A 25,607-nucleotide genomic window follows, 5' to 3' on the forward strand; every position below is an offset into this window, starting at 1 on the left:
TTTACACCACCGTCATCATTACCAGCACCAGCAATACAGCCATACCCAAGCCAAAGCTTGTAGCATAACCTCGAAGTGACCCTGTTTGCGTCGCAGACAATACTTTGTTACCTACTGAAGCCAGCTTAGGTAATGTTAACCACATTTTATCGATAGGGTCGGCTTTAAGTAAGCGGCCGATGAACAAAAAGGGTTTTACAAAAATTACATCATACAGCGCATCAAAGCCTAGGCCGTGGTAACACCAGTGATATAGCGCCCCGCCGATACGTGAGCGTTTAAAGCTGGTCAGCATACGACCTTTATTGACGACGTATAATAGTGCCGCCAATATCAAACCTGCCGCCATCGCACCCATCGCAATATACTCTGCAGTGTGCTTGGCATGTGCATCACCTGCGACTTCTAATAGATGACCAACGCTCTCTGGCAATACGCCATCTAATGGCGGTGTAATCCACGCACCAACAGCGGTAGATAGCACGAGCAACACCGTCAAAGGCAACCAGTACGATACGCCTGATAGCTTATGGGCATGGGTTTTTTCTTCACCAAAGAATATAATCCAAATCATACGGAACGTATAAATTGCGGTTAAGAAAGCACCGAATACACCCATATAGAATAAGACTAAATGACCCGTCGCATACGTCTCCCAAAGAATCGCTTCTTTAGAATAAAAGCCAACGGTAACCCAAGGTATGGCAGCAAGTGCACCGCCACCGACGAGATAACACCAAAATACCAATGGAATCTTTTTGCGCAGGCCGCCCATCTTAAAGATGTCTTGCTCATGATGTACGGCAAGGATGACCGCACCTGACGATAAGAACAGTAATGCTTTGAAAAAAGCATGGGTCATTAGATGGAAGATTGCCCCTTGCCATGCACCCACACCAAGCGCCAAAAACATATAGCCGATTTGACTCATAGTTGAATACGCAAGGATACGTTTGATGTCTGTTTGCGCAAGTGCACAGAATCCAGCAACGACCAGCGTCAATGCACCCACGCCGCCAACCCAGTACAATAAGATACCTGGTGTCAGCTCGAACAATGGATGCAAGCGTGCAATCAGATAAACCCCTGCCGTTACCATCGTCGCAGCGTGAATAAGTGCTGATACAGGTGTTGGACCTGCCATCGCATCAGCAAGCCATGTATGTAGTGGAAGCTGCGCTGATTTACCCATCGCGCCGCCAACCAACATCATGGTCGTTAACATCATCGTTGGATTGTTAATATCAAACACTTCCGGCGCACGCGTAATAATTTCTTGAATATTGAGCGTACCGAACTCGCGGAATAATAAAAACAAACCAAAAGCTAAGAACACATCACCGACACGTGTGACGGTAAAGGCTTTCATTGCCGCAAGACCATTGGCTCTATCGTGGTAATAATAACCAATCAATAGATACGAGCAGATACCCACGCCTTCCCAACCGAGATAAAGCAAAAACAAGTCGTCTGCTAGCACCAGTAACAACATACTAGCCACGAACAAATTCATATAGCTAAAAAAACGGGCAAACCCAGTGTCGCCTTTCATGTACCAAGAAGCAAATAGATGAATCAAAAAGCCAATGCCAGTGATAACGCCCGTCATGGTCAATGCAAGACCATCAAAGCTCAATCCAAAGTTTGGCGCAAAGTCGCCCACTTGGAACCATGTCCACAGCGGAACCTGTACGACCGTTCCTGCTGGATTGGTGGTCAAAAAGGTATAGCTAACCACCAGCGTGCATAGTGCTGATAACAGCATGCTACCTACGCCAACAATCGCTGCGACCGTCTCTGATAATTTGTCACGCATAAAGGCTAGAATCAAAAAGCCAATGAGCGGAAATATAAAGGTTAATGGTAATAAACTCATGACATCATCCTTTCATCTCATTGGCGCTATCGACATCGAGATGCCCACGCTGATGATAAAAACGCAATAATATTGCCAGACCAATTGACGCCTCGGCCGCAGCCAAGGTCAAAATAAAGATAAACATAATCTGTCCGTCTGGATCGACCCAGCGACTCCCCGCCACTACAAATGCCAATGCCGCCGCATTCATCATGATCTCAAGGCTCATGAGCATAAATAGAAAGTTACGTCGTACCATGACGCCGCACAGACCAATAGCAAATAAAATTCCTGCCAAAATCAATCCATTGCTCATGGGTATCATACCCAGTACGTTCTGCGCCTCGGCAACTGGCTGTACTAAGCCTGCCACCTCGTGGGCAAACGGCACGTTTGACACATCTTGTGCCACGCTTGCTGCTAGTACCATTAGTCTGACTCCTTGCGCGTGACTTTGTTCGCACCTACTTGACTGCCTGTTTTCATGCCTACCTTCGTATCAACCTTCATGCCTACGTAGTCATGCGGGTCAACATCTTTATATTCGTAAGGCTTAGCCATTTGTACGGCGTCATGCTCTGTGTGGGTGCTGTCATTATCGTACAACTCAATACTACCCACGCTCGGCTGAAAGTCTTGGCTATCGTTACCAACGATCTCTTCATCGATCGATTCTTTACCCAAATGATAGGCTGCAACCAGTGCCGCCAAGAGTAGCAATGCAGCCACTTCAACCAGCATAATGTATTTGGTAAATAATACTGTACCCACTGCTTTGGCAGAGATTGTTGTGCCGCCCATCATGACTGCATCATCGTGATTAAGACCGATCATTGCGTATAGCACGACTGCGATAATCAGCGTCAATCCTGTTGGTATCGCCCAAGTGCCCGCATCGAGCCAACGCTCTTCGCGCTCGTCATTACTCATACCCAAATTGAGCATCATGATAACGAAGACGAATAGCACCATAATGGCACCAGCATAGACGACAATCTCTAGCGCACCAGCAAATGGCGCACCTAACACAAAGAATATCCCTGCGATAGCCAATAACGACACAATCATCGATAAAATAGCATGCACTGGATTGGCCTGAGTCACGACGCGCAAACTGGCAAATATAGCCACTGCCGCCAGTGAATAAAACCCAGCCAGTTCAGGATGGTTCAAAATATTCATCATGGTAGCAAGCTCCTTAGATCAATCGGTGCCGCTTCATTTTGCGCGGCGCCTTTTGGTTTGTCCGCTACCGCCATACCTGTCACACGATAATAGTTATAATCAGGGTATTTACCTGGTCCTGAAATAAGCAAATGCTCTTTTTCATAGACCAAATCTTGGCGCTTATATTCACCCAATTCAAAATCTGGGGTCATTTGGATGGCTGTCGTTGGACAAGCCTCTTCACATAGTCCACAAAAAATACAGCGCGAAAAGTTAATACGGAAAAACTCTGGATACCAGCGTCCATCGTCGCGCTCGGCTTTTTGTAATGAGATACAGCCTACCGGACAGGCCACAGCACATAAGTTGCAAGCGACACAGCGCTCGTCTCCATCGGGATCACGCGTCAGGACAATACGTCCACGAAAACGTGGCGGCACAGGTACCGGTTCTTCAGGATAAAGAATGGTGTCACGCGGTCTAAGCGCATGACTGTTGACCATCCACATGCTGCGGACAATGGTAAATATACCAATGACGGTCTTTTTTATGGTAGTAAACATGGGATTATTATCCTTATCAGCTTTACCCTAGTTCATCAATGATGGCTAGTGATGGCTACTAGTAATGACTATAACGTTGGGGAAAAGATCAAAATGACCGCAGCCGTAATCAATAGATTGATCAAGGTTACGGGCAGACATACTTTCCAGCCAAAGTTCATCACCTGATCATAACGCGGACGCATGAGTGAGCCTCGAGCCAAAACAAACAATGTCATAAAGAACAGCGTTTTAATCATGAACCAAAAAGCTGGTGGAATAAATGGAATATCTAAATTAAAAGGTGCCAGCCAACCACCAAAGAATAAACAGGTCATCAAGGCAGAAATCAAGACAACGTTGACATACTCGCCAATGAAGAACATACCGAATTTCATGCCCGAATATTCGACATGGTAGCCTTCGGCAAGCTCTTGCTCGGCTTCTGGTTGGTCAAATGGATGTCTGTGCGTTACCGCCACACCAGCGACCACAAAGGTCAAAAAGCCAAAAAACTGCGGAATGATGTACCAGCCGTCCGCTTGTGACTCAACAATGGCGCGCAGGTTAAATGAACCTGTCAGCGCCACCACACCCATTAATGATAAGCCCAAAAAAACTTCGTAACTGATGGTCTGTGCAGCAGAGCGTAGACCACCAAGCAGTGAGAATTTATTAGCAGATGCCCAACCACCGAACATCACAGCATAGACCGCAATACCTGCCATGGCAAAGAAAAACAAAATACCAATATCCCAATCAACCACGCCCAATGTCGGCGAGATAGGAATAATGGCAAATGAGGCCAATGCGGTAAACATGGCAACCGCAGGCGCCAACGTGAACATAAACTTATCGGTAAATTTTGGCGTCCAATCTTCTTTAAAGAAGATTTTGAGCATATCTGCAATGAGCTGCAATGAGCCAAAAGGACCAACGCGGTTTGGACCGTAACGGTCTTGCCATAAGGCTAGCATGCGACGCTCATAGACAATCATCATTGCAGCAACCAGTACCACAACTAAAAAGATAACTAGCGATTGACCTACCAAAAACAAAATAGACCAAGCATCAAAGCTTATGCTATTGGCCAAAAATCTTGGCACATCAGGGATAATACGGGTCACTTGCATATTACACCTCCTGTGTCGTGATCGGTGCTGCGCTCATATGCACAGCCACATTGTTATTCATATCGTTAGCCATGCTACCCATCATCGTTACTGGTGCATCCACTTTACGTACCGACGCTGGCATTGTCGGGTGAATGATACTCACCTGCCCGACTGGATAGCCGATGCAGCCTTCTGCTAGATAACCAACCAACTGTACTGGCAAAGTAATTTGCTGCTTATCAATCTCAATCGCTAAGTAGTCACCAGTAGCGATATTCCAGTCTTTGGCATCATCAATACTGATACGCCATGTGGCAATAGGTAGTTGCTCTGCGACGAGCGGACTACGTGACGCCATCATTGAGCTGGCATAGATGTTATGGATCGGCACCAGCTTGGCTTGGCCTTGTTGTAAATCAGTGGTGTTTGCAGACATAGTCTCTGGCGCAACGTACTGACGCGTCGCTAAGCGCTCTAAATAATCAAACAAGCGCACCCCTGGATCGCCATTTTTCAGATGGCCACCGACTTTATCTTGGTATTTGTTCCACGCTTGCGGTGAGTTCCACCCTGCTGCACTGGCAAAAGGAATCATCGAGCTTGGTGTTTCTTTACCGCTATAGCCTTCCATTGAGAACGTTAAACCTGTGTCCAAATCTTTTGGCTGCATCGGCTCATGTACTGATATCGGTGCACGCATGGCGGTACGACCTGAGTAACGACGCGGCTGACGCGCAATCTTAAGACCGGTAATACGGTAGTCCGCTTCAGGCGCAGCACCTTTGATACCCGCAAGTTTAGGGTGCGTTGCGATCAGAGCGTTAATCACGTCATCTAATTGCGTCCAGTCAACATCACGACCTTCAATGCTGCTGTGGACAGCATGTATCCAGCGCCAGCCTTCTTTGATACTACTCATTGGATGGTAGTATTCATTATCATAAACTTGGAAGAAGCGTTGCGCACGACCTTCAGCAGATATTAGGGTACCATCCGCCTCTGCAAAGCTAGCCGCTGGCAATACGATATCGACGTCTTTATGCCAATCAAGCAGCTGGTGATCTAACGCAATGACCGTCTTATCCGTCAATAGTTGTGTCAACTTAGTAGCATCGATAGCATCTGTTAGCTGGTTTTCTGCAACCACGACCACATCATAATCAGTGGCAAGTAACTCTTCAACCGAGTGACCACCAAGCATACAGACACCCATACTATTGGCATCAGGAACCGTTAAGTAAATACCTGCTTGCGCTTGGTATTTAGTATTAACTTCTTTCAGCTCAAGGTTTTCAGCAGGTTCGCGTTCTATATCGTCCTGTACTTCTGTATCCACACCTGTTTCAGGCTTGTTCGGTTTGGCTGACAGCTCTTTATCTTCTTCAGGCTGATCATCAGCAGCTTCTGCTTGAGCTGCATTTACTTTGGCATTATGGGCGTCAACCTGCTGTTGCTCAGTGGCTTTGATTGCCTCACGTTTTTGGGTCAATGCTTGGGTAATCTGTGCCGCTGCTTCTATCAATGCGGTAGAAGACAGGCTACTACCTGACACAACCAATGGCTTATCGGCTTGGATCAAGTCATAAGCGATTTGCTGCGCCAATGCCTGCATACCGTCAGTATCGATACTGGCATCTTGCTCAGCCGCTTGCGGATCTGCTATTCCTGCCAGGTCGTCAGCAAGGTTTGCAATCTCATCAGCAACCTTAAAGCCAAGTTTAATAATATCTTCGGGAGTCGCCACCACACTCACTTTACTGATATCTTCTAGCTTAGTTTGCGTTACATCGATGACATAGACTGGGCTTAGCGCATCTTGAGCGATACGCTTAACAGGTTCTGCAAGCCAAGGTTGCGTTTGCAGCGCCGCCGCCATTTTCAAACCTTCATTTTTTGCCGCTTGACGTACTGACAGCGCGACACGTGATGAAGTTTGCGTGATATCTTCACCTAATACGAGCACCGCATCATGCGTTTCGATATCGGTCATGCTAGGGTTATAGATACCTTCGGTTCTTAGCACTTCGATACACTTATTGACTAATGCCTGCTGCTGATGATTCAGACCGGTCGAAAAGTTATCAAAGCCAACGAGGTTTTTTAACGCAAAGTTAGTCTCTAGACTGGCACGCGGTGAGCCAATACCAATGACTTTTTTATCTTTGATACGTTTGATGGTTTCATCAAGTGCATAGTCGATATTGATTTTGACATGCTTATCATTGATACGTTCAAGCGCTTGCGTTGGACGATCCGCGCGGTTGACGTAGCCGTAACCAAAGCGACCACGGTCACATAAGAAGTAACGGTTCACCTCACCGTTATAGCGGTTTTCGATACGGCGCAATTCACCATAACGCTCACCTGGCGAGATATTACAACCTGCTGAGCAGCCATGACAGATGCTAGGCGCATACTGCATGTCCCACTTACGATTGTAGCGATCGGAGTGGGTTTTATCAGTAAACACACCGGTTGGGCAGACTTCAGTCAAGTTACCTGAAAATTCGCTTTCAAACTGACCGTCTTTATCACGGCCAAAATAAACACGATTGTTTGAGCCATAAACACCCAAATCTTCGCCGCCCGCGTAGTCTTTATAAAAACGTACACAGCGATAGCAAGCGATACAACGGTTCATCTCATGCGCGATGAATGGACCAAGTTCTTGGTTGTGGTGCGTGCGTTTGGTAAAGCGATAGCGACGACGGCTATGACCTGACATATAGGTCATGTCCTGCAAATGACAATGTCCACCTTCTTCACAAGTTGGACAGTCATGTGGATGGTTGGTCATGAGTAGCTCAACCATCGACTTACGGAATGCTTTGGCTTCATCATCAGTGACCGAGATGTACATATCATCGCCAGGAGCGACCATACAGGACATCACTAAACGACCTTTGCCCGCTTCCATGTCATCTTTATTTTGGAATTGCTTGACCGCGCACTGACGGCACGAGCCTACTGAGCCAAGGGCTGGGTGATAACAAAAATACGGCACATCAATGCCGAGTGATAAGCAGGCTTGTAGTAAGTTGTCGCTGCTATCTACTTCGACAGTGGTTCCATCAATATGTATGACTGCCATGCCGCTCTCCTTATTTCGCTACTGGCTGTTGGTTGGCTGCCGCATCAATAACATCGACACCAACCGCCTGCGCGATTTTTTGATCAAACTCTGGACGGAAATATTTAATCGCACTCATTAGTGGCTCCATCGCCCCTGGGGCATGCGCACAGAATGTCTTACCAATCCATAAGTCACGCGTCAGGCCTTCTAGTTTTTCGACATCGCCCACTTGCCCTTCACCATCATTGATGGCAGTGAGCAGTTTGACGCCCCAAGGCAGACCATCACGGCATGGTGTACACCAACCGCAAGATTCGCGTTGAAAGAAAATTTCAAGATTACGCAGTAGCGGCACCATGTCTTGTGCTTCATCAACAACCATAATCAGACCTGTACCCATACGGCTACCCGCATTTTGAATGGTGTCAAAATCTACCACCACATCCAAATGTTCTGCGGTCAAAAAGTCAGTCGAGGCACCGCCCGGTAGCCAAGCCTTCAGCGTTTTACCATCTTTCATACCGCCCGCCAACTCTTCAATGATTTCGCGAGCTGTATAACCAAACGGTAATTCCCATAGGCCTGGATCATTAACTAAACCTGAGCAGCCAAATAGTTTGGTGCCTGGCGTTTTACTTTTGCCTTTGATTTCAGATAACGACTGATACCACTCGACGCCGTGGTTCAAAATCGCTGGCATATTGCAAAGCGTTTCAACGTTATTGACGACAGTTGGTCGACCCCATGCACCAGATATTTGTGGAAATGGTGGTTTGGTACGTGGATTGGCACGGCGGCCTTCTAGACAGTTAATCAGTGCGGTTTCTTCACCGCAGATATAACGTCCAGCGCCCGTATGCACATGCAAGTTAAAGCTAAAATCTGAACCTAGAATGTTATCGCCCATGAGATTATTGGCTAAGCACTCTTCGATAGCAGCGACCAAACGCTCAGCCGCTAAGATATATTCACCGCGAATAAAGATATAACCGTCAGTCGCGCCGATAGCATGGGCAGTAATGAGCATACCTTCGATAAGCTGAAACGGTAAGCACTCCATGAGCAAACGGTCTTTAAATGTACCTGGCTCCATCTCATCAGCATTACAGATGAGGTAGCGCGGTAAACCGTCTGGCGGTGACATAAATGACCATTTCAGACCCGCGTTAAAACCTGCACCGCCGCGACCTCGCACATTGGCAGCTTTAATCATATTGCCGACGTCTTTGGGCGATTTAGATAGCGCTTCTTTTAGACCCGAAAAGCCTTTTAGAGATTCATAAGTGGACAAATCAAGCACAGCGTCATGGTGCGCTAGACGCCACGTTAATGGCTTAGTTTCGCTAGTCGCTGTGGCTTTATCGCCATAGATTGGAACACGCTGTGCATTTAGCTGGCTTGGTGCTTGACCTTGACCGCGACGAGCAATCTGCTCTGAAATCGTTAAACTCATGCGTATATCTCCAATAGTTGCGCGACCTCGGAGGGTTGGACAGGGCCGTAAGTATCTTCGTCAATCAGTACTGCAGGACCTTTGTCGCAGTTTCCTAAGCAGCAAATTGGTAGTAACGTAAATCGACCATCAGCAGTCGTCTGACCATATTCAATACCTAGCTGCGATCTAATCTCAGCTGATAGCGCCTCGTAACCTGTCAAGTAACACGCCACAGAGTCACAAATGAGAATGACATGACGACCAACAGGCTGACGATATATACGGTTAAAGAAAGTCGCTACCCCATCCATATCTGACATCGGAATGTCTAGAATATTGGCAATGGCATTCGCTTGTGCGTCATCAACCCAGCCGTTACGCTTTTGCACGATTTTGAGTGCATCTAGTGAGGCGGCACGCGCTTGCGGATAATGATGCATAAACTCATGAATGGCAGCAATTTCCTCAGTGGTGAGGATGCTCTCTACATCTACTTTTGGCATTTTGTCGGAAACAATTTTCATAATCTTCTATCTTTCCTCACTCATCCTGCTCTATCACTAGACAATATCAGTCTGATTGCAACTGTGTTATATCGACAAGTAACAGCATTTTGGTGTGCCATCAGGCAATAATATATTGATAAACAACTATTCTTTAAGACTTACTGGCACCTTTAACGATCACAATCTGCCATCACAATATCTATCGATGCCAGATACATAATGGCGTCAGAAACGAGCGACCCATTAATAACCGATGGCATCTGTTGTATATGCGCAAATGTTGGCGTGCGAATACGCGTACGATAGCTCATCGTAGCTTTGTCTGAGGTGATGTAATAACTGTTCAGACCTTTGGTCGCCTCGACGATTGTCGTACACTCACCCGCTGGCATCACAGGACCCCAAGATACTGAGATGAAGTGGTTAATCAATGTCTCAATATCATTGAGCGTACGGTCTTTTGGCGGTGGTACAGCGAGTGGATGATCCGCTTTGTAAGGGCCTTGTGGCATGTTGTCCATACATTGACGAATGATACGTAATGACTGGCGCATCTCTTCAACTTTTACCATACAGCGATCATACGCATCACCGTTGTAACCAACGGGTACTTCAAAATCGTAATTTTCATAGCCCATGTACGGACGTGCTTTACGCAAATCAAAGTCCACACCAGTCGCACGCAGTCCCGCACCTGTCACACCCCAAGCCAACGCTTGCTTGGCATTGTATTGAGCGACGCCTTGGGTACGGCCTTTGAGTACGCTGTTCTGTAATGCTGCTTTGACATACTCATCCAAGCGTTTTGGCATCCAATCTAAGAACTCACGAACCAAACGCTGCCAACCACGTGGCAAGTCAGCCGCCGTACCACCGATACGGAACCAAGCAGGATGCATACGATAACCTGTCACGGCTTCGATGACGTCATAGGCTTTTTGGCGATCGGTAAACATATAGAATACAGGCGTCATACCACCCGCATCCTGAATGAACGTACCAACGTATAGTAAGTTGTTGGTGATTCGGAAAAACTCACTCATCATCACACGGATAGTTTCGGCGCGAGGTGGAACCGTAATTCCTGCAAGCTTTTCAACCGACATGATATACGGCAGCTCATTCATTACACCGCCGAGATAATCAATACGGTCGGTATAAGGAATGAATGAGTGCCACGTTTGGCGCTCAGCCATCTTTTCGGCGCCGCGATGGTGATAGCCGATATCAGGGATACAATCAACGACTTCTTCGCCATCCAGCTGTAGCACCAAACGAAACGCACCATGAGCAGAAGGATGGTTAGGACCGATGTTCAAGAACATAAAGTCTTCATCGCGACCTGAGCGCTTCATACCCCACTCTTCTGGGACAAAACGCAGGTTTTCTTGCTCGTATTGCTGCTTGGCCGTGTTCAAGAAATACGGAGTAAACTCAGTCGCACGTGCATGATACTCTTTACGCAGTGGATGCCCTTCCCAGTATTTTGGCAATAAAATACGGGTCAAATGCGGATGGCCGCTAAAGACAATACCGAACATATCCCATACTTCGCGCTCATACCAGTTGGCGTTTGGCCAAATATTGGTAGCGCTTGGCACGTTGAGATCGTCTTCGCTCAGTGCGACTTTGACACGTATATCACTATTGCGCTCAAGCGACATTAAATGGTAAAAAACGGTAAAATCACTGTCAGGCAAACCCTGTCGATGCTGACGCAAGCGCTCATCTATAGCCGACAAATCAAATAGCATGACATAGGGCTTGGGCAATTTGCGAAGGAACAAGAGAACGTCTAATAAGTCTGCACGCGCCACCCAAACCGTTGGGATCTCATCCACAGTGTGCTGCACAACAAATTTACCAGCGTACTTTTGCTCCAGCTCTGTAATGACTGCTGGGACGGGCTTGATCCTAGGATCTGTGTTTTCGACTACCGTGACCATGAATGATGTATTCCTTCATTAATCATAACTATGTTGATCATAACCGAACTATGATAAGCGCATAAAATATTGAAACTATTGCTACAAGTCTAAATGCTGTTTAGAACTTAGATACTGTCTGGGCTGCGCAAGTTTTTGACAGCAATACGATCAGCCTGCTTGCGGTCACGCTCAGGCGTCATTTGCGGCTGATAGATACCCTGCTCATTGACATAAGCACCTAACGGACGACGCTCTTTAGTGATGGATTCTTGCAGTAACATCAAACCCTGAATCAACGCTTCTGGGCGCGGTGGACAACCTGGCACATAGACATCAACAGGGATGATCTTATCCACGCCTTGTACGACTGAATAGATATCATACATACCGCCTGAGTTGGCACAGGCACCCATAGAGATAACCCATTTTGGCTCAAGCATCTGCTCATAGAGACGCTGGATAACAGGCGCCATCTTGACGAAGCAGGTACCGGCGACGATCATCACATCGGCCTGACGAGGTGACGCACGGATAACCTCTGCCCCAAAGCGTGACAAATCATGAACCGCAGTCAAGGTAGTGGCGTATTCGACATAACAACAAGAGGTACCAAAGTTAAATGGCCACAGTGAGTGCTTACGCCCCCAGTTTGCTGTTGAATGAACAAGATCTTCTAGGCGACCCATAAAGACGTTTTTATTGACTTCGTCTTCGATAGGATCATTGACCGTTTGGCTGGTCTGTGCAGGATAGGTATCTGCATCAGGGTTGGCTTTTGTTAATGTGTATTTCATAACATACAACCTTCATATTAAGTTTGGCGTAGCAATCGTCTTACTTGTGCTATCGCCATAACTTTTATTATTGAGTATCTAATCATAAATGCTTGATCATCGGTGATCGTTGATAAAACCGACTACCATCATTATATCTTGCTGCCCATTGTGACAAACGCTACAAGCTAAAATCATCAGCTAGTGCTAACGCTCAGTCTTGTCTTGTTGAGCCGACGTCGCAAAATCTACAGTGGTCACATTACCTGTCGTATTGATATGATCAATGTTTTGTAGATGACGGCGATTGGCCTCAATATTGTTTGAGACATTAATTTGTCCTGATGACTGTGCTGGCACCTTACCGGTAGGATCGACCATCAACTCGTGAGCGCCATCAAACTTGGTAATGTCTGCCAAATTAAAGCCAGCAGGAGCGGCATGCAAGCGTACTTTTTTGCGTAGCTTATCTGCAGGTGCCCAGTTCATCGCACCCAAGCTGAGCTCGTAGATCAGACCAATAATTAGGATAGTGATAAAGGTAGCAGCGGCGGCAAAACCAAGCCAGCCAGCTTCTCGTACTGAAACAGCGTAAGCGTAGAGATATAGCGCTTCTAAATCAAAAATAACAAAGAAAATCGCTACAAGATAGAATTTAGCAGACAAACGAATACGGGCGTTGCCAGATCCGACAACACCCGCTTCAAATATTTCTTCTTTTTGTGAGCCTTGAGAGCGGCCGCCAAGCAAACGCGGTACAACCAGCATAAAGACAACTAGCCCAATGGCGGCTAAGATAAAAGCAACTGCTGACCAATTAAAAGCAGACATGATAATACGTGCTCCTCACCCAATCGAGTGTCATACACAGCGCAAGTACTGACCTACGAAGGTCGCCTCACGACAGGTATAACGTAGACGAAAACACAAAGCGACTGTCATTGCATTTAAGCATTTGTCACTGAGTTTAAGTAACTGTCATTGAGTCACATGTTAGGTATTTTGCTGGTAATAACCAATTATCAAGCGTATTGACGACGATGTCAGACATGACCAACTGTAGAGATTCCGGAATGCACGCGGACAAAGGCTGGTCGCCCAACGCATCTTCTAACAACGTAAGATCAACGTATTAAATCAATATCATATCTGGCTGCGTATTTAATTGATTTAATAGCTCATTACACGTGGTCAATAATGGCGTGACAACTGGCATAAATTATTTACGTACTATACGCATATCAGTGCCTAAAAGCTAGTTTTTAACTGTATTGAACGGTCACTTTCTATGCAAAAAAAATGTGTTTTTTTTACTATGAATTATGATATGGACTTTACCTTATATTAACCCCAAATCCATACTTTTGACCATGCTCGCATCTTGCTACGGTATTTATCAAAACTTAATTGATCAAGCACTCTTATTTCACCAACCAACTCCTCCCCCAAAGGAGCTATTTTTGCTTTATAATAACCCACCTGATTTTGGTGATATTTTACTATCAGACCGTAAACTCAATTATTCTTATAATACATAGTATCTAACAATAAATAGTATTCAACTGTCGCTACGATATTGATTTTGGTGAGACGCGTCGTGTTCATCTACTGGTGCGATATCAGTGCTACCCTCTTTTTGCTCTTGTCTTACAGGTCACGTTATGAGTCAACTCAATCCCAAACAATCCGAGGCCATGCTCTACGTATCTGGTCCCCTACTCGTCCTTGCAGGTGCAGGCTCCGGTAAGACCTCGGTGATCACGCGTAAGATCGCTTACCTGATCCAAGAATGTGATATGCCAGCTGAGCGTATCACGGCGGTGACCTTTACCAATAAAGCAGCACGTGAAATGAAAGCGCGTGTCAGTAAACTACTACCAAGTGAGAAAATGCGCGGTCTAACGGTATCGACCTTTCACCAATTTGGTCTCCAGTTTTTGCGCTATGAGTTGATTCATACCCCGCTTAAGGGCAATTTTTCTATCATGGACAGTGACGACAGTAAGCGTCTTTTGATGGAGCTCATGATGCGCGATAACTTGAGTGGCGCTGAAAGTCGTGAGCTGGTTGGCAAAGCCATCAAGATGATCTCTGACTGGAAAAACGATTTGGTCGAGCCTGATCAGGCGATGGAAACGCTAGACGATCCAGAAGAGATGATTTTTGCGACGTTATATGCGCTTTATGAGCGTAACTTGCGCGCGTATAATGCCGTTGATTTTGATGACCTGATTGTATTGCCTACCAAAATTTTACGTGAAAATAGAGAGCTGCGTGACAAGTGGCAAAACCGTATTCGTTATCTATTGGTCGATGAGTATCAAGATACCAATACCGCTCAGTACGAAATGATTAAAAATCTGGTTGGGCCGCAAGGGCGATTTACCGTGGTGGGTGATGACGATCAGTCTATCTACGCATGGCGCGGGGCAAAACCTGAAAATATGGCACTGCTAAAAGAAGATTTCCCAAAACTAAAAATCGTCATGCTGGAACAAAATTACCGCTCGACCACGCGTATTTTGACCTCTGCCAACGCGGTTATTACCAACAACGAGCATTTATTTGAAAAGAAACTGTGGTCAGATAAGGGTCAAGGAGAAAAGATTCGGATCATCAACTGCCGTAATGACGATGACGAATCGGAGCGCGTCGCCAAAGAAATCGTCACGCACAAATTGCGTTTTGGTAATGAGTGGGAGCAATACGCGGTGCTATACCGCAGTAACTTTCAGGCGCGTATGCTAGAAGCGCAACTGCGACAGCTGCAAATCCCTTATAAGTTATCGGGCGGTCAATCGTTCTTTGCCCGTAGTGAAATCAAAGACATCATGGGCTATCTGCGTCTGATATTGAACCCCGAAGATGACAGCGCTTTTTTGCGTATTATCAATACCCCTAAGCGCGGTATGGGACCTGCCACGCTCGAAAAGCTCGGCTTGTTTGCACAAGAGCACAGCATATCGCTATTGGCTTCCTGTACTCATGCAGGCCTGATTCATGTGCTACCTTCCAAGGCTTATGGCACGATAAAAGAGTTTGGTGAATTCATTGAGCACTATACGCGTGAGCTGGACCAACACCCTGATCCTGTGCCAATCGTGCGTCAAATGATTGATGAGACGGGTTATATTGACTTTGTTCGTAGCGATGCCAAAACACCGCAGCAAGAAAAAAACCGCATTGATAATATTGATATGCTGTATACCAGTATTCAGTCATTGATTAATCGCGCGGAAGAGGACGAAGACCGAACGATTGATACCATCATTCGTAAACTGGTCTTGCTCGATATGCTCGAACAACAGCAAGAAGAAGAAAACACCAACAAAGTCAACTTGATGACCTTGCATGCGGCAAAAGGTTTGGAGTTTGATTTTGTCTATATTATGGGGCTTGAGGAAGAGATGCTACCGCATCGCAACTCTATCATGAGTGAGACAGTCGAAGAAGAACGTCGTCTGATGTATGTAGGGATTACTCGTGCGCGTCGCGAGCTGACATTGACGCTTGCAACCCAGCGCCGTGCTGGTGGACAAATGCGTGTCACCTCTGAGTCTCGGTTTTTGGACGAGCTGCCTGAAGATCATATTGATTGGCCCGCCAAAGCGAAAAAGAAAAAAGCGACCAAAGACCCAGAGTCTGTCGCTGATGAATACTTAGCCAATATTCGAGCGCTACTCGGTAAACGCTAACATCAGCACTAGTAGTATTGACAGCGCATATCGTTGACTGAGTGCATTTGGCAAGCGTCACGCTGCAATCGTTGACACATGATTGGGCTATAGTTATTTCACCTTTCTAAAAATATGGGATCTCTTATGCCTACCCCGACGCCCGAGCAGGAACGACCATCCACACTACCAGGCGATTACAATCCGGCTGAATACAGCGCCGAATATAAACTGCTGTATTTGCAGGATTTGGTGGCCGATAAATCATATGAGGCGATCACCGAGTTTTTAGAAAAGCAGTCTGAGTATGAGATTGCAAGCTTACTAGAGTCGTTCCCTACCCAGAACCGTTTACTCATCTGGGAACAAGTACCAGAGAGCATCAAGGGTGAAGTGCTTGCTGAGCTCGAGTACGATACTCGCCAGCCGTTGATGGAGAACATCTCTTCTCAAGAGATCTCATTGTTTACTCAAGACCTCGATGCTCAGGATATCTCTGAGATTCTGGATACCGTAACTGAGAGCGTCCGTACCTCAGTGATGGCAACGCTGGACGAAGAGACTCGTGTCCAAGTCAATAAACTTGATACGTACAACGACTGGGAAGTTGGCAGCTATATGGATCCCGATATTATCCAAATAAGAGATAATATCTATCTGTCTGATGTACAAGACTGGCTGCGGCAAAACGACGATTTGCTTGATGACGAAAGCCAAGAGCTGCTAGTGGTTGATCAAAGCCAGCAATTACTCGGTCTATTGAGCTTAGTAGATTTGATCAAGCATAAGCAGAGCACCCTAGTCTCAGAGCTGATTGATACCGCCATTACGATTAACGATCGCTTAGACATCCAAGATGCCGCGGCCATCTTTCGTTCAGAAGACATCCGCTTTGCGCCTGTCATTAATAGCCATGGCGAACTGGTTGGACAGCTAAACGGCGAGGACATCATGGAGATTATCCAAGATGATGTCGATAGCACCATGAAAAACCTCGCTGGTGTTAGTCAAGATGAAGAGCTGTTCGCGCCTATCCTAACCAGCGCCAAAAGCCGTAGCATCTGGCTGGGCATTAACTTATGTACCGCGCTTTTAGCCGCAGCAGTGATTGGGCAGTTCGAGGAAGTATTGGCACAAGTGGTGGCGCTAGCAATACTCATGCCTGTGGTTGCCAGTATGGGCGGTATTGCAGGCTCACAGACATTGACCGTCGTCATCCGCGGTATGGCAATGGGTCAAATCGGTGGTTCTAACCGAGTCTGGCTACTCAACAAAGAGCTGTGGGTGGGTGCGATAAACGGTATCATTTGGGCGATAATCATGGCGTTTATCGCTCAATTATGGTTTCATGATATCAAGATTAGTGCCGTCATTGGCTTTGCCATTGCGATTAATATGACTGCGGCTAATGTCTCAGGGATTAGTATACCGCTGATGCTAAAACGTATGAATATTGATCCTGCGTTGTCCGCCTCAGTGATTCTAACCACTGTCACAGATATTGTCGGTTTTATGTCATTCTTGGGCTTGGCGAGTGTGTTAATACTCTAGTGAATTGCTACTCGAATAGCATTGTTGTTTATATAGTATTGTTGAATTGTCTTAATTTATAAAACCTCTAAATCGTTAAGTGAGTGTGTTATGCAGGCTGTACAAGTTAAAGTCGTAAACCCTAAAATTACTGAAGATGAAGCGTTCTCTCTACCGACTCGTGCAACCGACGGCAGTGCTGGTATCGATCTGCGTGCTTGTATCGATGAACCCTTGACCATCAAAGCAGGCGAAACCCATCTAGTCGGTACAGGCCTCGCTGTTTATATTCAAGATCCTAATTATGCGGGTATGATTTTGCCACGCTCAGGTCTCGGTCATAAGCACGGTATCGTCTTGGGTAACTTGGTTGGGCTCATTGATGCTGACTATCAAGGCGAGCTGATGGTCAGTATTTGGAACCGTAGCGAAAATGACTTTTTGCTTAATCCAGCAGAACGCATGGCGCAGTATATTGTCGTTCCTATTGCCCGTCCTGCGTTTGAAATCGTCGCAGAATTCAATGATGAAAGCGTACGCGGTGCTGGTGGGTTCGGACATTCAGGTCGTCAGTAGTCGAATAGGCAGTTTTTTGGATAGCGACTAGCGTTTATTTGAATAACATTGATAAGATCTTAGGCTATCTCGTTTTTATCTTACTTATCATCTCACCATAATTACGGAAATAAGGAGTGTAAGCAATGCCATCTTTTGCGGCTCAGCATTTCTTATTTCGTGCTTATGATATCCGTGGGTCGCATCAGTATTTTACAAACGAGTTTGTACAAGCATTGGGATATGCTTTTGCGCATCTCTATAATTCCCAAGACCGCCAGCTAACTCAGCATAATGATGCGGTCATGGTTGCTGATATGGATGACTGTAAAAACAGCACTGTAATTACTAAGCAAGGTGCTCGCAGTGAGAGCAATGGCATTGAAAGCAATAGTATTGAAAGCACTGACATTAAAAGTGCCGTCACTACAAATATCGTCGTTATCGGTTATGACATGCGTGTTGGCAGTGAGACGATTGCACGCGCACTCTCTACTACCCTGACAAAAAAAGGCTTACATGTTATCCAGCTGGGTCTCATTACCACACCAATGATGGCGTTTTGGTCAGCGCAATATCAGGGTCACGGTATCATAGTGACTGCCAGTCATTCTGCCAAAGACGTATTGGGCATCAAGTGGCTAGTCAATCATAAGTCCCCAAGCAGCTCAGAGATACAAACTCTCTATCAACAACTGATTGCCCATCACACTCATTACTCACCTAAACGCCAATATAACAAAGCTATCTTAGATTCAAGCTTTACAGACACTGTCATCGATACTGAGTCATCGAACGATTTACTGACAGAGCTACCTGCCAAGCAGGTAGTAGATGCTTATATCACGGCTATTGAAGAAGTATTTGAGCAGCTGTCCTACCACAACCAGGAAGCTCATAATCAGGCAACTCACAATCAGATAGCAACTACAAAAACACCAGAAAATCCTCTCAACCTTGATTTAATAATAGTCATTGACTGTATGCATGGTGCTACAGGCAACATCGCTCAGCGCTTGTTTGAGCGTTTTTGTCAGCAGGTCATTGTTCTCAATGGTACGCCAGATGGCAGCTTTCCATTGGGCAACCCTGACCCCTCCGAGCCTAACCGTCTAACCGAGTTGCAACAAGCTGTCATTTTTCACAATGCAGATATGGGTCTGGCTTTTGATGGCGATGGTGATCGTTTGGTAGTCGTCGACAATGAAGGTAAAGTGGTCACTCCTGACTATTTGCTCTACTTTTTGGCACGTATTGCGCTCACTGAGCATCCCAAACCTCTACTTGACTCCTTACTAGCGCCTGAAGTGCTGTTCGATGTCAAATGTACCCATCATTTGCCCAAGCTACTGGTCGACCTCAATGCCACGCCTGTGATCAGTAAAACAGGCAGCAGCTTTATGCGCCAACAGATACAACACTCTGACAGTCAAATTGTTTTCGCTGGTGAATTATCGGGACATTTTATTTTCAATGACAGTCGTTTTATTGCTTATGATGATGCGATGTATGCTGCATTACGGCTGCTGCATCGGTTTGACCAGTCTCGTAATGCATTTGATAATAAAAAATCTCTGACAGATATTATGCAACGCTTGCCTGCGATGGTCAGTACCGCTGACCATTATCTACCAATACCGCAAGCGACTATGACAGACTGTACAATTATGGAGCAATTGACGAGTTTCTGTACCTACTTGCAGCATCTGGTTGGTATATCTGTCGATACTGACGCTATTAACGGTTCTGTTAGCAACTCTATCAATAAACCTAAACAACCCTTAAAGGTTGCCCATCTACCAACGGCCTTATGCAAGTCATCAATATGTGCTTGCGCCACAGTCAGATCACATATAGCAGTTGGGCAAGCCAAGAGTTTATTCCCAATAGGAACTAAGCTGAACTGCATTGATGGTATACGCTTGGACTTTGCACATGGGTTTGGGGTATTACGCCAATCAAACACCAGCAACAATCTGACTGCACGCTTTGCAGGCAATAGTATGGACGACTTAAAAGATATTCAGGCAACGTTTGCGTCTCTGTGCCGACCATTTAGCGCAGCGCTAGCACAACAGATCGTTGCTATGCCTGCTGAGTAGCCATGCGCAATCAAATAATTATCTCGTTAGAGACAATAGATACAACAAAAACAACCCACTCAACACTGCCCTTAGGAGTTCATAATGACGCTTAATTTAGATGATGCCAAAAACACTGCTGAGGTATTAACCACAGCGTTACCTTATATCCAGCGTTTTGTTGATAAGCTCATCGTGGTGAAATATGGTGGCAATGCGATGACTGACCCTGAGCTTGAAAGCTCATTTGCTCGCGATATTGTCTTACTAAAAACTGTGGGTATGCATCCAGTAGTCGTTCATGGTGGCGGTCCACAAGTCGATAACTTATTAAAAGAGCTAGGCCGTCAATCAGACCGTATCGATGGGATGCGTGTCACCGACAAAAGCACCATGGATGTTGTAGAGATGGTGTTGGGCGGTAGTGTCAACAAATCCATTGTTAGCTTGATCAATAAGCATGGCGGGCGCGCGATCGGTCTGACCGGTAAAGATGCCAATTTGATTCAAGCAAAGAAACTGATGATGGAAAAAATAGGCGCAGATGGTATCGCTGTTCCTGTTGATTTAGGGTTTGTCGGTGATGTAGTGAGTGTCAATAAAGATGTGATCAATATGCTGATTGCCTCTGACTTTATTCCTGTTATCGCACCGCTTGGCGTTGATAAAGAAGGCAATACCTACAACATCAACGCGGATCTGGTCGCAGGAAAAGTCGCAGAGTTTTTGCAAGCCGAGAAGCTGATGCTGCTAACCAATATCAAAGGCGTACTGGGCCGTGATGGTGAAGTGGTCACTGGACTGACGCCAAAGAAAGTCGATGGTCTCATCGAAGACGGTACGATCTCAGGTGGTATGATTCCTAAAATTCAGTGCGCGCTTGATGCGGTACGTAGCGGTGTTAAAAGTGCCGTTATCGTCGATGGCCGTGTACCCCACGCGACCTTGTTGGAGATTTTCACTAATGAAGGTGTTGGCACCCTAATCAGCCGTGAGATAGATGCATAATTAGACTCACAAAATGTGCCTATTATCAGCTATCAATAAAAAAGAGCCCGAGCTTTGCACTAGCTCGGGCTCTTTTAGGTTTTTTAAACTTTTAAGCTTTTAGAGTGGCAGTTCTTGAAAGCTGGTCATGTAGAATAACGAATTACGAAAAAGCCTTATCAAACTCCGCTTCATTAAAACCGCACAGCAATACTTCTTGATTTTTATCTGCCAGTTGACCTTCTACAATCGGGCGTTTAATCATGCTGGTATTTTCCACGAGTAAATCTATCGCGTTGTCTACACCAGCATCAGCCGCTTGCTTTTGACTGTCATCTAGCTTTCGCCATGTCGTGCCGCGTTTATTCAGCACCTTATCAATACCCAACTCATTTACCCAGCGCTGTACTGCTTCTTTATTGATACCTTGTTTTTTATAGTCGTGAAACTCATAGCTAACGCCTAATTCATCTAGCTTATTGAACGCCTTTTTCATTGTGCTGCATGATTTGATTCCGTAAATAGTGATAGTCATTGCGAGTCCTTATTATTTGCCCATAAATGCCTGTGAATGTTCCTATTATACCGAAGGCTGACTGGATATAGAAAATACCTCACGGTCAATCCACAAACCTTGTTAGTGAATGCATCATATCGTCGCAATTTTTGCCAAATTACGCTATGCTATGGCATTGTCAAATTCCACCTATTTTAATCAGTATTAAACAAATCCGTATTAAATAAATCAGTATCAACCAATTTCGAGCCGACTATGAGCAACGCCGTGACAGCAGACCAAACAGAAAACAATTATTACAACCCGCAAGCGATAGAAGCCGCACAGCAGACCAAATGGGCCACTGATAAGCGCTTTGAAGTCAGCAATGAGCCAAGCGACAAACCAAGCCGTTACATGCTGTCGATGTTCCCTTACCCAAGCGGCAAACTACATATGGGTCATGTGCGTAACTATACGATTTCTGACGTATTGAGCCGCTATTATCGTCTCAAAGGGTATGAAGTCATGCAGCCAATGGGTTGGGATGGTTTTGGCTTGCCGGCTGAAAACGCCGCAATTGCCAATCAAACCCCGCCTGCTGCGTGGACGTTTGCCAATATTGATAATATGCGCGCCCAGCTTAAATTGCTTGGCCTGTCTATTGACTGGTCACGCGAGTTTGCCACTTGTAGCCCTGAATACTATCAGTGGGAGCAGTGGTTGTTCTTGCAGTTGTACAAAAAAGGCTTGGTGTATAAAAAGCTCTCAACAGTCAACTGGGATCCAGTGGATAATACTGTCTTGGCAAACGAGCAAGTCATCGACGGTAAAGGCTGGCGTAGTGGCGCAGCAGTCGAAAAGCGCGATATCCCAATGTATTACTTCAACATCACCGACTATGCCGATGAGCTATTGGATGATTTGGATCAGCTAGAAGGCCACTGGCCCTCTGAAGTATTGACCATGCAGCGCAACTGGATTGGTCGTAGTGCCGGTATGGAAGTCCACTTCCCTTATGAGCTTGCTGGCGAAGAAAACACGCTAGATGTGTTTACCACTCGCCCTGACACCTTAATGGGCGTGACTTATGTCGCGGTGGCAGCAGAGCATCCACTCGCACAGTACGCCTCTGAAAAAGATGAGATCATTGCCCAGTTCTGCGCGCTTTGTAAAAAAGGCTCAGTGGCTGAGGCTGATCTCGCCAAAGCCGAAAAAATCGGTATGGATACAGGCCTGACTGTGACGCATCCGCTGACTGGCGAAGAAGTGCCTGTTTGGGTCGCCAACTATGTGTTGATGAGCTATGGCTCAGGTGCGGTCATGGCAGTACCAGCTCATGATGAGCGCGATTACGAGTTTGCAGTGAAGTACGACCTGCCAATCAAACAGGTCATCCATACGCCTGATGGCTATTTTGACGACGCTAAAGCGGATGCCAAAGCAAACAATACTGAGGTCAATCTTGCCTATACCGAGCGCAATACCTTGGTCAACTCAGGTGAGTTTGACGGTTTAGACTTTGAGCAAGCGTTTGATGCAATGCTGAGCAAGCTTGAACCAAAAGAGCTTGCTAAGAAAAAAATCCAATATCGCTTGCGTGATTGGGGTGTCTCTCGCCAGCGCTATTGGGGTTGCCCTATCCCAATGATCAACTGCGAGCATTGCGGTACGGTGCCTGTCGAAGAGCAAGACTTGCCGGTTGTGTTGCCAACCGATGTTGTACCTGATGGCCGCGGTAACCCACTTAAAAACATTTCAGAGTTTGTGAACACCACGTGTCCTAAGTGTGGCAACCCTGCTGAGCGTGAGACCGATACCTTTGATACCTTTGTAGAATCAAGCTGGTACTACGCGCGCTTTGCTAGCCCAACGGATGCGCAAAACATGGTCAACAAGTCTGCTGCCAATAAATGGCTGCCTGTCGATCAATACGTGGGCGGTGTCGAACATGCGGTGATGCATCTACTATATGCTCGTTTCTTCCACAAGCTCATGCGTGATGAAAACTTAGTCACAGGTGACGAACCGTTCGCTAATCTAATGACGCAAGGCATGGTACTCGCTGGTACGTTCTACCGCGTCAATGCAGATGGCAGTACCACTTATTACTTTGCAGAAGACATCGATATTGACTTCAATGAACGTGGCCAGCCGATCAAAGCCATCTTAAAGTTAGATGGTCAGCCAGTCACCATCGGCAAAATCGAAAAAATGTCCAAATCAAAAAACAATGGCGTTGATCCTCAAATCACTATTGATAAATATGGTGCAGATACGGTTCGTTTATATACGCTATTTACCGCACCTGCTGATCAAACACTTGAGTGGTCAGATGATGCGCTAAAAGGCCCTTATAACTTTGTGAAAAAAGTATGGCGCATTGCCAATGATCACATGCAAGCGCTAACGGCAGCTGGTATCAGTATTGATACGCTTAATAGTGCGACATTAAGCACAGATGGGCTGAGCAAAGAGGCCAAAAACTTACGCCGTAAAACGCACGAAACCATCGCTAAGATTGATAGTGATTTGGGTGATCGTTTGGCACTCAATACCCCAGTATCGAGCCTAATGGAACTTGCCAACGAGTTGACTGCCTTTAACACTACTGGTGAGCAAGAGCTACAAGTTAAGCATGAAGCGTTGACTAACCTCCTTATCATGCTGTCTGTCTACGCACCGCACGTCGGTGAGCATTTGCTTGAGCAGCTAGGTCTTGACACCTTGACCCTAGACTACCCAACCGTTGACGACAGTGCACTGGTGCAGGATACGATCACGATGGTCGTACAGGTCAATGGTAAAATGCGCGGTAAGATGGATGTCGCACCAAACAGCGATCCTGAGCAATTAAAAGCACAAGCTCGAACGATGGATAGCGTGGCAAAATTCATTACAGGCGACATCAAAAAAGAAATCGTTGTTCCTAATAAGCTGGTTAATATCGTGGTTGTAGGCTAGTCGCCTAGGCTTAGTGTTCTAAGCCTTTTTATCATATGAGGATAGCGTTTATGTCATATAAACATCGAGCTGAGCAGTCACAACCAAGCGCACAGTACATTGGTGCAAAACCATCTGGTGGACATAAGCTTGCGACAGCAATATTTGCAGCATTACCTATGTTTGCCATAGTAGGTGCAGCTGCGAGTCTAAGTGGCTGCGGTTTTCAGCTGCGCGGTTATGACACGCCTATGCTACTCAATGCTGAAAAAACAGCCGTAATTATCGAAGACAATCGCACCTCGTTTCCTCTAAAATTACCATTGACACGGCGCCTAACCACGTTAGGTGTCGATGTCATTGATAACATGACCGTAGACGATGTGATTCGCAGCAATCAGCAAGTAGGCGCTAAACCGATTGCAGCAATTGATATCAGCAACATACGTTTTAGACGTTATGAATTGGTTGGTGTATTAACGGAGATTCGCTTGGTACTCTCAGCAGACGTCAGCTACCAAACGATTGAGAACGGCAAGCCAGTCACCCTTACCAATCCGATTCAAGTCGAGCGCAGCTACCAGTACAATGAAGCCTCTGTCAGTACCGATGACCAGCAAGGCGATCAGATTCGTGATTGGCTCTATGATAGCTTAGCGCGCCGTATTACTGATCAATACGTGGCGATCTCTTTACCAAAAGTCGGATCTACTACCAAGCAATCTGTATTAACAAGTAAAGGCGTAACTCCGACGGTTGTTGTCGTACCCGAGAAGTAGCCTTTAATCAATACTATTATTAAGCCATACCATTTGCAGTTGTTTAAGTATGAATCATAACGAGCGTACGTACTATATTTAGTTAATGAGCCAGTTAGTCAGCTAAGCAGGTTCGAAAGCGCTCGTTATATTACTGCATTATTGCAAATGCTATCACCTGCTTAC

At 46.0% G+C, this 25,607-nt stretch carries 19 protein-coding genes; 7 read left to right on the forward strand and 12 right to left on the reverse strand.

The features are described from left to right. Position 1: 1 nt before the first annotated feature. The 11 genes from nuoL to ndhC all read right to left on the reverse strand — a co-directional run bounded on the left by nuoL (position 2) and on the right by ndhC (position 13,228). Positions 2–1,876, reverse strand: coding sequence for an NADH-quinone oxidoreductase subunit L (nuoL, locus tag ACTXGL_RS03020; protein WP_443524769.1), 1,875 nt, complete (start codon positions 1,874–1,876; stop codon positions 2–4). Positions 1,877–1,880: 4 nt separating this feature from the next. Next, positions 1,881–2,189 (reverse strand): NADH-quinone oxidoreductase subunit NuoK, encoded by a 309-nt coding sequence (gene nuoK, locus ACTXGL_RS03025; RefSeq protein WP_443524846.1) that lies wholly within the window; start codon positions 2,187–2,189, stop codon positions 1,881–1,883. A 98-nt stretch (positions 2,190–2,287) separates the two neighbouring features. Then, positions 2,288–3,043: an NADH-quinone oxidoreductase subunit J gene (nuoJ, locus tag ACTXGL_RS03030; RefSeq protein WP_443524770.1), complete on the reverse strand. Its 756-nt coding sequence runs from the start codon at positions 3,041–3,043 to the stop codon at positions 2,288–2,290. Further along, positions 3,040–3,588 (reverse strand): NADH-quinone oxidoreductase subunit NuoI, encoded by a 549-nt coding sequence (gene nuoI / locus ACTXGL_RS03035; protein WP_021813437.1) that lies wholly within the window; start codon positions 3,586–3,588, stop codon positions 3,040–3,042. The genes nuoJ and nuoI overlap by 4 nt, the downstream gene beginning before the upstream one ends. Positions 3,589–3,656: 68 nt before the next feature. Further along, positions 3,657–4,700, reverse strand: coding sequence for an NADH-quinone oxidoreductase subunit NuoH (nuoH, locus tag ACTXGL_RS03040; RefSeq protein WP_443524771.1), 1,044 nt, complete (start codon positions 4,698–4,700; stop codon positions 3,657–3,659). A gap of 1 nt (position 4,701) precedes the next feature. Further along, positions 4,702–7,773 (reverse strand): NADH-quinone oxidoreductase subunit NuoG, encoded by a 3,072-nt coding sequence (gene nuoG, locus ACTXGL_RS03045; RefSeq protein ID WP_443524773.1) that lies wholly within the window; start codon positions 7,771–7,773, stop codon positions 4,702–4,704. A 10-nt stretch (positions 7,774–7,783) separates the two neighbouring features. Next, positions 7,784–9,208: an NADH-quinone oxidoreductase subunit NuoF gene (gene nuoF, locus ACTXGL_RS03050; protein ID WP_443524775.1), complete on the reverse strand. Its 1,425-nt coding sequence runs from the start codon at positions 9,206–9,208 to the stop codon at positions 7,784–7,786. Beyond that, complete coding sequence (gene nuoE / locus ACTXGL_RS03055; protein ID WP_201555956.1) at positions 9,205–9,714, reverse strand: NADH-quinone oxidoreductase subunit NuoE; 510 nt, start codon at positions 9,712–9,714, stop codon at positions 9,205–9,207. Before nuoE ends, nuoF begins: the two co-directional genes overlap by 4 nt. 152 nt (positions 9,715–9,866) lie before the next feature. Continuing rightward, on the reverse strand, positions 9,867–11,642 hold the full coding sequence (nuoC, locus tag ACTXGL_RS03060; RefSeq protein ID WP_443524776.1) for an NADH-quinone oxidoreductase subunit C/D: 1,776 nt from the start codon (positions 11,640–11,642) through the stop codon (positions 9,867–9,869). A 107-nt stretch (positions 11,643–11,749) separates the two neighbouring features. After that, positions 11,750–12,418, reverse strand: coding sequence for a NuoB/complex I 20 kDa subunit family protein (locus ACTXGL_RS03065; RefSeq protein WP_443524778.1), 669 nt, complete (start codon positions 12,416–12,418; stop codon positions 11,750–11,752). A 186-nt stretch (positions 12,419–12,604) separates the two neighbouring features. Beyond that, positions 12,605–13,228, reverse strand: coding sequence for an NADH-quinone oxidoreductase subunit A (ndhC, locus tag ACTXGL_RS03070; RefSeq protein ID WP_443524780.1), 624 nt, complete (start codon positions 13,226–13,228; stop codon positions 12,605–12,607). A gap of 830 nt (positions 13,229–14,058) precedes the next feature. Between ndhC and ACTXGL_RS03075 the strand changes: the two genes are divergently transcribed. The 5 genes from ACTXGL_RS03075 to argB all read left to right on the forward strand — a co-directional run bounded on the left by ACTXGL_RS03075 (position 14,059) and on the right by argB (position 21,245). Further along, positions 14,059–16,092, forward strand: coding sequence for a UvrD-helicase domain-containing protein (locus tag ACTXGL_RS03075; protein ID WP_443524782.1), 2,034 nt, complete (start codon positions 14,059–14,061; stop codon positions 16,090–16,092). Between the two features lie 126 nt (positions 16,093–16,218). Continuing rightward, a complete protein-coding gene (gene mgtE / locus ACTXGL_RS03080) occupies positions 16,219–17,622 on the forward strand; it encodes a magnesium transporter (RefSeq protein ID WP_443524784.1) in 1,404 nt (467 codons plus the stop codon). 90 nt (positions 17,623–17,712) lie between these two features. Next, positions 17,713–18,177 (forward strand): dUTP diphosphatase, encoded by a 465-nt coding sequence (gene dut, locus ACTXGL_RS03085; protein ID WP_443524786.1) that lies wholly within the window; start codon positions 17,713–17,715, stop codon positions 18,175–18,177. 125 nt (positions 18,178–18,302) lie between these two features. Next, a complete protein-coding gene (locus ACTXGL_RS03090) occupies positions 18,303–20,258 on the forward strand; it encodes a phosphohexomutase domain-containing protein (RefSeq protein ID WP_443524787.1) in 1,956 nt (651 codons plus the stop codon). 84 nt (positions 20,259–20,342) lie between these two features. Next, positions 20,343–21,245, forward strand: coding sequence for an acetylglutamate kinase (gene argB, locus ACTXGL_RS03095; protein WP_319049905.1), 903 nt, complete (start codon positions 20,343–20,345; stop codon positions 21,243–21,245). A gap of 142 nt (positions 21,246–21,387) precedes the next feature. Here the strand turns inward: argB and ACTXGL_RS03100 are convergent, their stop codons facing one another. Next, complete coding sequence (locus tag ACTXGL_RS03100; protein ID WP_443524788.1) at positions 21,388–21,759, reverse strand: arsenate reductase; 372 nt, start codon at positions 21,757–21,759, stop codon at positions 21,388–21,390. Positions 21,760–21,996: 237 nt separating this feature from the next. Here ACTXGL_RS03100 and leuS point away from each other — a divergent pair, with 237 nt between their 5' ends. Continuing rightward, on the forward strand, positions 21,997–24,684 hold the full coding sequence (gene leuS, locus ACTXGL_RS03105; protein ID WP_443524789.1) for a leucine--tRNA ligase: 2,688 nt from the start codon (positions 21,997–21,999) through the stop codon (positions 24,682–24,684). A gap of 50 nt (positions 24,685–24,734) precedes the next feature. Then, positions 24,735–25,442, forward strand: a complete 708-nt coding sequence (locus ACTXGL_RS03110) for an LPS-assembly lipoprotein LptE (protein ID WP_443524791.1) — start codon at positions 24,735–24,737, stop codon at positions 25,440–25,442. The last annotated feature ends 165 nt before the right edge of the window (positions 25,443–25,607 follow it).

The organism is Psychrobacter sp. T6-6, assembly GCF_052258185.1.
Lineage (GTDB): Bacteria > Pseudomonadota > Gammaproteobacteria > Pseudomonadales > Moraxellaceae > Psychrobacter.

Excerpts from the sequence above, each read along its gene's own strand:
- nuoE (WP_201555956.1), bottom strand. The coding sequence starts at position 9,714 with ATGAAAATTGTTTCCGACAAAATGCCAAAAGTAGATGTAGAGAGCATC.
- ACTXGL_RS03065 (WP_443524778.1), bottom strand. The coding sequence starts at position 12,418 with ATGAAATACACATTAACAAAAGCCAACCCTGATGCAGATACCTATCCT.
- nuoJ (WP_443524770.1), bottom strand. The coding sequence starts at position 3,043 with ATGATGAATATTTTGAACCATCCTGAACTGGCTGGGTTTTATTCACTG.
- ACTXGL_RS03100 (WP_443524788.1), bottom strand. The coding sequence starts at position 21,759 with ATGACTATCACTATTTACGGAATCAAATCATGCAGCACAATGAAAAAG.
- ndhC (WP_443524780.1), bottom strand. The coding sequence starts at position 13,228 with ATGTCTGCTTTTAATTGGTCAGCAGTTGCTTTTATCTTAGCCGCCATT.
- leuS (WP_443524789.1), top strand. The coding sequence starts at position 21,997 with ATGAGCAACGCCGTGACAGCAGACCAAACAGAAAACAATTATTACAAC.
- dut (WP_443524786.1), top strand. The coding sequence starts at position 17,713 with ATGCAGGCTGTACAAGTTAAAGTCGTAAACCCTAAAATTACTGAAGAT.
- nuoL (WP_443524769.1), bottom strand. The coding sequence starts at position 1,876 with ATGAGTTTATTACCATTAACCTTTATATTTCCGCTCATTGGCTTTTTG.
- nuoH (WP_443524771.1), bottom strand. The coding sequence starts at position 4,700 with ATGCAAGTGACCCGTATTATCCCTGATGTGCCAAGATTTTTGGCCAAT.
- nuoF (WP_443524775.1), bottom strand. The coding sequence starts at position 9,208 with ATGAGTTTAACGATTTCAGAGCAGATTGCTCGTCGCGGTCAAGGTCAA.
- nuoI (WP_021813437.1), bottom strand. The coding sequence starts at position 3,588 with ATGTTTACTACCATAAAAAAGACCGTCATTGGTATATTTACCATTGTC.
- ACTXGL_RS03075 (WP_443524782.1), top strand. The coding sequence starts at position 14,059 with ATGAGTCAACTCAATCCCAAACAATCCGAGGCCATGCTCTACGTATCT.
- argB (WP_319049905.1), top strand. The coding sequence starts at position 20,343 with ATGACGCTTAATTTAGATGATGCCAAAAACACTGCTGAGGTATTAACC.
- ACTXGL_RS03090 (WP_443524787.1), top strand. The coding sequence starts at position 18,303 with ATGCCATCTTTTGCGGCTCAGCATTTCTTATTTCGTGCTTATGATATC.
- nuoC (WP_443524776.1), bottom strand. The coding sequence starts at position 11,642 with ATGGTCACGGTAGTCGAAAACACAGATCCTAGGATCAAGCCCGTCCCA.
- nuoG (WP_443524773.1), bottom strand. The coding sequence starts at position 7,773 with ATGGCAGTCATACATATTGATGGAACCACTGTCGAAGTAGATAGCAGC.
- ACTXGL_RS03110 (WP_443524791.1), top strand. The coding sequence starts at position 24,735 with ATGTCATATAAACATCGAGCTGAGCAGTCACAACCAAGCGCACAGTAC.
- mgtE (WP_443524784.1), top strand. The coding sequence starts at position 16,219 with ATGCCTACCCCGACGCCCGAGCAGGAACGACCATCCACACTACCAGGC.